The sequence below is a fragment of the Petrotoga halophila DSM 16923 genome, assembly GCF_002924615.1.
Window position 1 is genome coordinate 1 of record NZ_JALY01000050.1, and the last position, 9,095, is coordinate 9,095.

Below are 9,095 nucleotides of genomic sequence, written 5' to 3' on the forward strand. Positions count from 1 at the left end.
AATGTATGTGTTATAATTACCTTCGGAATTTTGAAAAAATCTGCCGGAGGAAACCAAATGAAGGTTTTTCTAAGTGATTTGCACATCGGTTTAGGTAACGAATCCGATGACTTTATATACGATGACAGACTAATCAAGTTACTACGTGATCTTGATGATGAAAACAATGAGTTATTTATCGTTGGAGATTTTTTTGAGTTATCTAACTTAATCAATGATGGTCTCATGGTGGATACGGCTTCTGAATATGCAGAAAAATTTGATCCGTCTTTAATAGATGCAATATTTGCTAGCCACGAAAAGATGATCGAAGAGTTCCGAAAATTTTCAAAAAAACATCGAATTTATTATATCGCAGGTAACCACGATTACTATGTTCTTTTAAATCAAAAAATAAATGAAAAGATCAAAGAAACATTTGAAAATTGTGAAATTTTACCCTATTATTATGATCCAAACTTAAGATTATTTGTAATACACGGTAATCAGTTCGATATAGTCAACAGATTGAGCAAAGATAAAGATGGAAACCTTATTCCCCCATTTGCAGAGTACATGAACAAATACATGAATTATAATTTTGGAAAAGTCGCCGGGAAAATTCTACCTGCTGAGCTTTATTCAGATTATCAAAATATTTATCCTCAGTTGGATGTTTTCAAGTGGTTGGATATTATAAAAGAAAAATATGATCTTAATTACAATTTAAAAAACAAATGGATTGAAACCTTCACACAACTGATTAAAACCCCTCAGGTAAAAAAGTGGATGAAAATAAACTTTCCTGGTGTAAATATTCTATCCAATATATTTGTGAATAACTTGGGGGGCATGAAGTTAGGTGAAGCTATAGTTAGAGTAGGAATGTTCTTCAGAAGTATGAGAAATTCGAATTCTCTTTTAATGAAGGCAGAAGAACTTTTAAACGATAAATTCTATATACCGAAAGAATATCTTATTGGGTTTTATGATCAAGATATTTCTTTTGCTAAGGGAGAAATAAAGGGAATAGTTATGGGTCATAACCATAGAGCGTCCTTTAATATCATAAAAAACGGAGGCTCAAAAGAAGTTTATATTAATACTGGAACATGGAAATTCATGGTAAATAGAAATTTTGGAATAAATAGAAATGAGTTCATCAAAAAAAAGTTAATTTCCTATCTGTTGATAGACGACTCAAATAAGTCCATGAATTTTAAATTAGTGAGAGAAGAGGCGTTTTAATTCTTAAAATTGTATGTTAAATTTTACCCAAATGAGAAATAGAAAAAAAGTAATTAGAATATAATTAAACAAAGTGTGATGATTTAAACACTAGTTTTTTTGTAATTATAATTTTTTCATAAAAATAGCTAGGAGGGAAACAGATGGGAAAAAAGTACGTATACGTGTGGAATAAAAACCGAGTAGAAGGCAACTCGAAAATGAAAGACATTCTTGGTGGAAAAGGTGCTAACTTAGCAGAGATGGCATCTTTAGGTTTGCCAGTACCTCCAGGTTTCACTATTTCAACGGAAGTATGTAAATATTATTGGGATAATGGCAGAAAATTCCCAGAAGATCTTAAATCTGTTGTTGAAGAAGCCATGACAGAGCTTGAAAATGTTACTGGCAAAAAATTCGGTGACAACAAAAATCCTCTTTTGGTTTCAGTCAGGTCAGGTGCCGCTGTTTCTATGCCTGGAATGATGGATACTATATTGAATTTAGGTCTTAACGATGAATCAGTCGAGGGATTAGCCAAGCTAACTAACAACGAAAGATTTGCTTGGGATTCTTATAGAAGATTTATCCAAATGTTTGGTGATGTTGCTTTAGGTATCGCCCATGAAAAATTCGAAGAAGCCCTTAATGAAGTTAAAAGAGAAAAAGGCGTAAAACAAGATTTAGAATTAGATGCGAACGATCTCAAAAAAGTTGTTGAATTATACAAGAAATTGTACAAAGAAGAGGGAAAAGAGTTCCCACAAGATCCTATGAAACAACTTTGGATTGCTATTGAAGCAGTTTTTGGAAGTTGGAACAATCCAAGGGCTATAAAGTATAGACAAATTAATGAAATGGATAAACAAGGGCTTTTAGGAACTGCTGTGAATGTAGTTGCTATGGTTTTTGGTAACATGGGAGAAGACAGCGGTACAGGTGTGGCTTTCACAAGAGATCCAAATACTGGTGAAAAGAAATATTACGGTGAATTTCTAACCAATGCACAAGGGGAAGATGTCGTTGCTGGTATAAGAACTCCAAAAAGTTTGGATGAGTTAAAGAGTATCAATCCTAAAACATATAACCAGTTACTTGAGGTTATGGATAAATTGGAGAAACATTTTAGAGATATGCAAGACATAGAATTTACAGTTGAAAAAGGACAATTATATATGCTTCAAACAAGAAGCGGAAAAAGAACTGCTGCTGCGGCTGTTAAAATTGCGGTAGATATGGTAAAAGAAGGTCTCATAAGCAAACAAGAAGCAGTGATGAGAGTTAAGCCCGCAGATATAGAAAAATTACTACATCCTATTTTCGATTCTGAAGAATTAAAAAATGCCCAATACATTGGGAAAGGATTACCCGCATCTCCTGGTGCTGCAACTGGAAAGATTGTTTTTAGCGCAGACGATGCCGAAAAGCTGGCAAAAGATGGTGAAAAAGTAATCCTCGCTAGACCCGAAACATCCCCCGAAGATGTTGGCGGTATGAACGTTGCAGAAGGAATATTAACATCACGTGGAGGCATGACTTCTCATGCTGCCGTAGTTGCCAGAGGAATGGGTAAGACAGCTGTTGTTGGAGCAGAAGATATAGTCATCGATTTAAAAAATAAAGTTATAAAATCTAATGGAGTTGAATTAAAGGAAGGCGATTGGATTTCCATCGATGGAAACGAAGGAAAAGTTTACGCTGGAAAAATCAAAACAGTTAGACCCGAAGGATTAGCAGGGGATATTTCAGTATTGCTTGAGTACGCAGATGAGGTTTCAGTTTTAGGGGTCAGAGCAAACGCAGATATCCCAAGAGATGCAAAAGTTGCAAGGGAGTTCGGAGCTCAAGGAATTGGACTTTGTAGGACAGAACACATGTTCTTTGGACCAGAAAGAATAAACAAGATGAGAACTATGATCGTCTCAAAAACAGAAGAACAAAGAAAAGCAGCTTTAGAACAACTGTTACCATTTCAAAGATCAGACTTCAAAGGATTATTTGAAGAGATGGAAGGATTTTCTGTTACAATAAGGCTTTTGGATCCACCTCTTCATGAATTTGTTCCAGAGAGCGATGAACAAATAAAAGAAGTAGCAAAAATGATTGGAATCAGTGAGGAAGAATTAAGAAGTACAGTTAAAGATCTAGAAGAATTTAACCCAATGATGGGTCACAGAGGTGTGAGATTAGCTATCACTTACCCAGAAATAGCAGAAATGCAAACAAAAGCAATAATTTTAGCCGCTATTGATATGATAAAAGAAGGTAAAAAGGTACAGCCAGAAATAATGATCCCATTAGTTGGAGACGTTAAAGAGCTTACCATCCTTAAAGAATCCATCAAGCAGATTGCTGACGAATTAATAAAAGAAAACAACGTAGACTTAGAATACAAAATTGGAACAATGATCGAAGTTCCCAGGGCCTGTGTGGTTGCCGATCAAATTGGTGCAGAAGCTGATTTCTTTAGCTTTGGTACCAACGATCTTACACAGCTAGGCTTAGGTTTTTCAAGAGATGATTATGGAAAATTCATTGGAGATTACATTGAAAAAGGTATCTACGAAAAAGACCCATTCCAACAAATCGATAGAGAAGGCGTTGGAAAATTAATAAAACTTGCTTTGGATGGTGGTAGATCCACAAACCCAAAATTAAAGGTAGGAATTTGTGGTGAACACGGTGGAGATCCTGATTCTATTGAGTTTGCACACTTGGTAGGGTTGGATTATGTAAGCTGTTCTCCATACAGAGTACCAGTCGCTAGATTAGCAGCCGCCCAAGCGGCAGTAAATTATAAGAGAGGTAAAAAAGTTAATTATTAATCAATAGGTAAGAAAATCAGCAATCATAATAGTCTTAAAATTAAAATGTTGATTTTATAATAGTTGCAGGGTGGAGACCTCTCCACCCTTTTTGTTATGCCGTCTATTAGCTGTTGACTATTTTTTGCCAATATGTTAAAATTGAACAAATGTTTTATTATATATAATGTCCGGGGTGAAATACAATGAAAATAGTAGATTTGATCAAACAATCAAACAAACCTGTTCTTTCCTTTGAAATTATCCCCCCTAATGTTGGAGAAAGTATTGATTCAATATTTAATGTTGTGGATAATTTAATCGAATTTTCTCCTAAATATATCAATGTCACTAAGCACGCCAACGAAATAGACTATGTTGAAGAAAATGGGAAGATTATGAAAATCATCCAAAAGAAGAGACCTGGGACCGTCGGAGTAAGTGCTTCAATAAAACATAGATATAATATCGAAGTAGTCCCTCACTTAATATGTACGGGCTTTAACAAATATCAACTGGAAGACATACTAATAGATCTAAATTATCTCAGGATAGAAAACATATTCGTCGTAAGAGGAGATAAGAAAAGGTATACATGGAAAGAAACCGATGAATACGAACATGCAAGTCAATTAGTTGAGCAAATAGCAAATATGAACAGAGGAATATACACGTTCCCAACAAAAGAACATAATTCTACAAATTTCTGCGTGGGCGTTGCAGGATACCCAGAAAAACATTTTGAATCCCCAAACTTTGAAAAAGATTTGGACTATTTGAAATTAAAGGTCGATATGGGGGCAACATTCATAATAACTCAGATGTTTTTTGACATTGAGTATTACAAAAACTTCGTTAATAAAGTTCGAGATCTCGGCATAGAAGTGCCAATAATCCCAGGCATCAAACCGTTGGGAAGCAAAAAAACACTATACAACATTCCTAAAACTTTTCATGTTAATATACCTAAATCCATTGTGGAAGAGTTTGAAAACGCAAAATCATCTCAAGATGAATATATTATAGGAGTAAGGCACGCAATAAAACTAATTGAGCAACTTTTAGAACTGGGAGTTCCAGGAGTACATCTTTTTACGATGGGGAAAGGAAAGATAGTAAAAGACGTTTTAAGTGCATTTAAGGGAATTTTTTAGAATTTCGATGGGTGGGGGAGCAAAGGAGAAATAAAAATGGCACGCCCGGAGGGAATCGAACCCCCAACCTGCGGTTTTGGAGACCGCCGCTCTGCCAGTTGAGCTACAGGCGTATTGCTTCAATATTATAACATAAAAATAGAGATCTATCAAGCATTTTTTTCTTTAAATTAGAGTGAATTGATTTGTTAACAATAATGTGATAAGCTTATGAATAGAGAAATACAACGCGTATTTTAAAATAAGTGTTCTTCTATTTATATTATAAAAAATTTAATGTAATAGTAACTTTAAATTATACCTCGTCTTCTACTTTTTTCATACTTTTTACCAAATTTCTTTCTTTTTATAGTATACTAAGGAAGGATTATTTTAAGTCATGGGGTGAGCAAATAATGTTTGAAAACTTACAAAAAAAGCTGACAGGAGTCTTCAAGAACCTATCGGGTAAAGGAAAATTATCCGAAAAAAATATAAAAGATGCTGTTAGAGAAGTGAAACTTTCTCTTTTGGAAGCAGACGTTCACTATAAAGTGGTAAAAGAACTGATTGACAGAGTCAAAGAAGAAGCAATTGGATCTAAGGTTCTCGAAAGTTTAACCCCTGATCAAGAATTTATCAGAATAGTTAGAGACGATTTAATAGAATTGATGGGTGGTAAAGAAAACAATAAAATTACCATTTCTCGTAATCCAGGTTTTATAATGCTTACGGGTTTGCAAGGAAGCGGTAAAACATCAACCGCCGCTAAGTTAGCAAATTTTTATAAGAAAAAAGGAAAAAACCCTTTGTTAGTTGCTGCCGATACTTACAGACCAGCGGCTATCGATCAACTTGTACAGTTGGGTGAGGATATTGGCATTCCCGTTTTTACTGGTGACAGAGTAAACGCTTTGAAAATTGTAGAAGAAAGTAAAAAATATGCAGAAAAGCTTTTGCATGATATTGTTATTGTAGATACCGCAGGGCGTTTACACATCGATGAAAAGATGATGGAAGAGCTAGAAAATATAAAAAAATTAATCAATCCTGATGAAATTTTGATGGTTGTCGATTCAATGGTTGGTCAAGATGCAGTTAATTCAGCAAAAGAATTTAACGATAAATTGGATCTTTCTGGTTTTGTTGTTTCAAAACTCGACGGTGATTCTCGAGGCGGGGTCATCATCTCTATTAGGTACATAACTGGAAAACCCGTCAAATTAGTTGGTGTTGGTGAGAAGATAGATGATTTGGAAGAGTTTTACCCAGATAGATATGTTGGAAGAATTTTGGGAATGGGAGACGTACTTTCTTTCATAGAAAAAGTAGAACAAGATATAGATAAAAAGAAAGCAGAAGAAGATGCCGAAAGGTTTATGGATGGAAAGTTTGATTTAAAAGACTTTCTCGAGCAAATTCGACAAATAAGAAAATTAGGGCCTCTAAGTAGTCTTTTAGAAATGGTTCCCGGTGTCCCAAAGGAGCAAGTAGATGTAACAAAAGGTGAGCAAGAATTAAAAAAATTCGAGGCAATAATAAATTCAATGACCCCTAAGGAACGTAAAAACCCAGGAATACTTACTTATTCAAGAAAACAGCGGATAGCCAAGGGAAGTGGGACAACTCTGCAAGATATTAACAGACTATTGAAATCATACGATCAACTGAAAAAAACTATGAAGCAAATGAAGAAACTAAAGGGCAGAAAACTAATGAACAATCTACCGTTTTGAAATACCAATAATAATTAAAAATATATGGAGGTGTATTAATGGTAAAAATCAGATTGAACAGGATGGGAAGGAGACATCAACCGTTTTACAGAATAGTTATCGTAGACTCAAGAAACAAAAGGAGCGGAAAATATATAGAATCAATAGGATACTATGATCCTCTAAATAACTCAAACCAGTACAAAGTCGATGAGGACAAGGCTTTAGATTGGCTTTTAAAAGGTGCTCAACCCACAGATACAGCAAGAAGAATTCTTAGAAAAATGGGGGTCATGAAAAGATACGATGAAATAAAATTTCGATCCAGAAAAGAAAAGGACGTCAAAGAATATAATGAAATTGTTGAACCAGAAGGAGAAGAATTGAAAGAATGAAAAATCTGCTTTTAGACATTTTGAACAACATTGTTAAACATCCCGATGAGATAAAGATAGTAGAGTCCACTGAGGAACAAAATGTAATATTTGAAATATACGCAAATTCTGAAGATGTAGGTCAAATAATTGGAAAAGACGGCAGGACTATTAAATCCATAAATATTCTTTTAAACGCAGCAAAAAAAGACCCTGAAAAGAAATTTATTTTAAAAGTAATCAGGTGAGTGAATTGAACAGTTTATCCAATCTTTTGGACAACAAAATCTCTGTGGCAAAAATCGTTAATAGTCATGGAGTACACGGAGAAGTAAAAATAATACCTTTGACCAATGTAAAAGATGTGATAACGAACTTAGAAGAAGTTCTTTTGTACAATACCTCAACTAGAAATTTCTTCTTCAGTAAGGTATTACAAGTTAAACCATTAAATAAATTTTTTGTATTGAACTTACGCGGAATAAAGGACATGGACGAAGCTAAAAAAATGATAGGGTATGAAGTTTTTATTGATAAGAAAGATCTTCCTTCTCTTAATAGTGAGGAATATTACTGGTATGAGATTTTAGATTCTGAGGTTTATTACGAAGATGGGAAATACGTTGGAAAAGTAGAAGAAATAATACAAACAGGTGCAAACGATGTTATTTCTATAAAAAACCTTGAAGATGATAAAGAAGTTCTCATACCAATGACAGATCATTACATTGTTGAATTAAAAAAAGAAGATAAAAGTATTATAGTAAAAAAAATAGAGTGGTACGAAAATGGAACAAATCAAACGGATTAAAATTAGTGTTTTGACTATTTTCCCCGGTATGTTTGATATTATTAGAAACTATGGAGTAATAAAAAAAGCTATAGAAAAAAAATTAGTCGAAATAGATATACTCAATTTAAGAGATTACACAACTGATAAACACAAAGTAACTGATAAACCTGGTTACGGTGGAGAAAATGGAATGGTTATGTTGGTAGAACCTTTTTATCGTTTTTACGATGAATACATCCTATCCAAGAACCACAAACCTTATATAGTTTTACCTTCTCCCCAAGGCGAAGTATTTAATAACGATTTAGCTTTTGAGTTAGCAAAAAAAGAAGAATTAGTTTTTTTATGTGGAAGATACGAAGGAATAGATGAAAGGGTTAAAAAGATAGTTGACAAAGAAGTTTCAATAGGAGATTACGTTTTAACGGGTGGCGAAATCCCTACCATGGTTATTATAGAAACTCTTTTAAGATTTTTGCCCGGAGTAATAGGTTCAAAAACAAGCGTGGAAAACGATTCATTTTACAATGGGTTATTAGATTATTCACACTACACCAAACCTCAGGATTTTAGAGGCATGAAAGTGCCAGAAATCTTGTTAAGCGGCGATCATGATCGTATTAGAATCTTTAGAAAAAAAGACAGTTTATTAAAAACAATAATTAAAAGGCCAGATCTATTCATAAAGAAAGAATTAGATGAAGAAGAAAAAAAGATTTTAGTAGACATTGTTCAAGAAATGTTTAACAAAAACTCTAATGATTTTAAGGAGTCCCAAGATGTTTGATAAACTGTATGTGGCCTTAATTCACTATCCAATTTTGAAAAAAGACGGAAGTATTGTTTCGACAGCCGTTACAAATTTTGATGTCCACGATATTTCAAGAACCTGTAAAACTTATAATGTTAAAAACTACTTCTTAGTAACCAATTTACCTGCTCAAAGAAAGATTGTAGAAAAGGTTTTAGATTACTGGCTCAACGGATATGGAGGAGAATTTAATCCCAACAGAAAAGAAGCGCTTGAAATATTTAAAATAAAAAATTACTTGGAGGACGTTATCGAAGAA

At 33.8% G+C, this 9,095-nt stretch carries 9 protein-coding genes and 1 tRNA gene; 9 read left to right on the plus strand and 1 reads right to left on the minus strand.

The genetic code is table 11. The annotated features are described in order from the left end of the window. Nucleotides 1-57: 57 nt before the first annotated feature. The 3 genes from AA81_RS02210 (at nt 58) to AA81_RS02220 (ending at nt 5,164) form a co-directional block, all read left to right on the plus strand. Nucleotides 58-1,227, plus strand: coding sequence for a metallophosphoesterase (locus tag AA81_RS02210; RefSeq protein ID WP_103078463.1), 1,170 nt, complete (start codon nt 58-60; stop codon nt 1,225-1,227). A gap of 143 nt (nt 1,228-1,370) precedes the next feature. Then, complete coding sequence (ppdK, locus tag AA81_RS02215; protein ID WP_012208166.1) at nt 1,371-4,031, plus strand: pyruvate, phosphate dikinase; 2,661 nt, start codon at nt 1,371-1,373, stop codon at nt 4,029-4,031. A gap of 185 nt (nt 4,032-4,216) precedes the next feature. Next, on the plus strand, nt 4,217-5,164 hold the full coding sequence (locus tag AA81_RS02220; protein ID WP_012208167.1) for a methylenetetrahydrofolate reductase: 948 nt from the start codon (nt 4,217-4,219) through the stop codon (nt 5,162-5,164). A gap of 37 nt (nt 5,165-5,201) precedes the next feature. Here the strand turns inward: AA81_RS02220 and AA81_RS02225 are convergent. Further along, nucleotides 5,202-5,277: transfer RNA gene (locus tag AA81_RS02225), tRNA-Trp, on the minus strand. Between the two features lie 282 nt (nt 5,278-5,559). Here AA81_RS02225 and ffh point away from each other — a divergent pair. The 6 genes from ffh to AA81_RS02255 all read left to right on the plus strand — a co-directional run. Next, nucleotides 5,560-6,879 (plus strand): signal recognition particle protein, encoded by a 1,320-nt coding sequence (gene ffh / locus AA81_RS02230; protein ID WP_103898058.1) that lies wholly within the window; start codon nt 5,560-5,562, stop codon nt 6,877-6,879. A gap of 38 nt (nt 6,880-6,917) precedes the next feature. Continuing rightward, a complete protein-coding gene (rpsP, locus tag AA81_RS02235; RefSeq protein ID WP_103065970.1) occupies nt 6,918-7,253 on the plus strand; it encodes a 30S ribosomal protein S16 in 336 nt (111 codons plus the stop codon). After that, entirely contained in the window at nt 7,250-7,480 is a 231-nt protein-coding gene (locus AA81_RS02240; protein WP_103065971.1) for a KH domain-containing protein, read from the plus strand. The genes rpsP and AA81_RS02240 overlap by 4 nt, the downstream gene beginning before the upstream one ends. Next, nucleotides 7,477-8,043 carry a ribosome maturation factor RimM gene (rimM, locus tag AA81_RS02245; RefSeq protein ID WP_169999583.1) on the plus strand — a complete coding sequence of 189 codons (567 nt, stop codon included), beginning with the start codon at nt 7,477-7,479 and terminating at the stop codon, nt 8,041-8,043. Before AA81_RS02240 ends, rimM begins: the two co-directional genes overlap by 4 nt. Beyond that, nucleotides 8,021-8,812: a tRNA (guanosine(37)-N1)-methyltransferase TrmD gene (trmD, locus tag AA81_RS02250; protein WP_103898060.1), complete on the plus strand. Its 792-nt coding sequence runs from the start codon at nt 8,021-8,023 to the stop codon at nt 8,810-8,812. Before rimM ends, trmD begins: the two co-directional genes overlap by 23 nt. Then, on the plus strand, nt 8,805-9,095 hold a 291-nt coding region (locus AA81_RS02255), incomplete at its 3' end, for an RNA methyltransferase (protein ID WP_146050325.1). The genes trmD and AA81_RS02255, both read left to right, overlap by 8 nt.